General features: G+C 40.8%; 2 protein-coding genes. Both read left to right on the forward strand.

Annotated features, from left to right (window positions below):
- The first annotated feature begins 108 nt into the window (after positions 1–108).
- Positions 109–1,038 carry a hypothetical protein gene (locus B147_RS0109400; protein WP_020586960.1) on the forward strand — a complete coding sequence of 310 codons (930 nt, stop codon included), beginning with the start codon at positions 109–111 and terminating at the stop codon, positions 1,036–1,038.
- Between the two features lie 6 nt (positions 1,039–1,044).
- The gene (locus B147_RS0109405) at positions 1,045–1,674 is read left to right on the forward strand and encodes a carbamoyltransferase N-terminal domain-containing protein (protein WP_020586961.1); all 630 of its coding nucleotides are present in this window, start codon (positions 1,045–1,047) and stop codon (positions 1,672–1,674) included.
- The last annotated feature ends 83 nt before the right edge of the window (positions 1,675–1,757 follow it).

The raw sequence follows: 1,757 nt of genomic DNA on the forward strand, positions 1-1,757 counted from the left end.
CAATTAAGTGAATTTTAGTGTCTGGGGTTTTATCACGACAAACCGGTCAAGGTAATTGTCGTCAACCGGACAAGATAATTGTCGCAGAATAGATAGACCAAGCATCATATGAATATCACTGATATCACCATAAAGAGTACTAGAGAGCTCGGGCTGATAATAATACTATGCGCATTATTATGTATATTTGGAGTGTCGCGAGGTGGGTACTTTGAGGCTGTTTGCAACCTATTTGCAGGAGCAATCATCGGAGCGGGGCTTGCTTCATGGGGCGCAACAGTTAACAAGCGTAAGCGAATAATAGAGCGCAATATGGCTCAATTTTGGAAGCCGTTTACCAACAATGCCATCATTATCACTTCGAGTTATAGATGGGAAGGGTTAGAGCGAGATGACAAACATGAAAACAGCATTTTCACTCCATTCCATGATGCCGTAACGGCATATCAAATACAGAAATTTATCGAACATCAATTCGGTGTTAAGATTCCTATTTGCGATTCTAGTTCAGCTAAAAAACTCCTTAGCCAAACACGAAATAAAATCCTCATTGGCGGACCGAATTTGAATTCATACACAGATGACTTAATGAAGTCTGTTGCAACAGCATACGGGACCCCTTTCTACAATTGGTCCTCATCATTCTGCGAAGAGTCTGCCCGAGCCACACTAACAAATGAAAAAGACCATTTCGCTTTGGTACAAAAAACGGGCACAACTCACTTTAAAAGTAGCGAATATGCTGATTCACCGATTGATCGCAGACAATCGTCTCTAGTTTACGGAATGGTTTATAGATCTGTTTTGTCGGAGTTGGAATCGGCAACATTGGTAATAGGTGGAGCAGAAAACGCTTGGGGAACACTGACGGCCGGTCTGATATTAAGCGATCCAAACTCATATGAAACTTTCGATATTGACTCACACTCACAAATAATCGCCTCTGGAAAAGTGAAAGCAAATGATTTAATTGTTAATTCAATACGGATCAAATACAAATTTTGCGCGCCATCCTTAGCTTTTATTCTTGATGATTGATACAGCATGATTCTCGGCATATCCGCAAATTTACACGAATCTGCAGCAGCCTTAACCCACAACGGTCAACTGCTTGCAGCCGCACAGGAGGAAAGATTTACAAGATGTAAAAATGATGGATCCTTCCCCTTAAACGCGATCACATTTTGTCTACATCAGGCAGGTATTTCCATTCAAGAAATAGACAAAATTGGTTTTTACTGGAACCCGACAAAAGGCCTCTCAAAAAGAGTGTTGACTGCGGCATCATCGCTACCAAAGTCAGCAAACTTGCTATTCGGAAATAGCACTGAAAGGGGAAATTTAAAAAATCTCGCACGACATATTCTAACGCCGTTAACATGTAGGAATAAACTTGGGTTTACGGGGAAATTTAATTTTCATGATCACCATCTTTGCCATATAGCATATGCTCATCACTATGCATTATCCGATAATGCCGGAGCATTAAGCATAGATCTGTCTGGCGAATTGCATAGCACCTATCTATCGCACATTAAAACAGGCGAGTTTCGAACTTTAAGTACGGTTGAATACCCTCATTCACTCGGCTCATTTTACGGAACTATCACTCAGTTTTTAGGGTATAGGCCCAATTACGATGAATTTAAGGTCATGGGGTTGGCACAGCGCTGACGCATCAAAATTTATTATCAATGATATCAGGGGGGCGGAGCGACATCTAAAATTATTTTGTCGCAAAATTATAATAGACACTC

Origin of the sequence: Desulfobacter curvatus DSM 3379 (genome assembly GCF_000373985.1) — a bacterium.
GTDB lineage: Bacteria > Desulfobacterota > Desulfobacteria > Desulfobacterales > Desulfobacteraceae > Desulfobacter > Desulfobacter curvatus.

What these genes read in the sequence shown, in the direction of transcription:
- B147_RS0109405 (WP_020586961.1), top strand. Translation starts at nt 1,045, where the DNA reads ATGATTCTCGGCATATCCGCAAATTTACACGAATCTGCAGCAGCCTTA.
- B147_RS0109400 (WP_020586960.1), top strand. Translation starts at nt 109, where the DNA reads ATGAATATCACTGATATCACCATAAAGAGTACTAGAGAGCTCGGGCTG.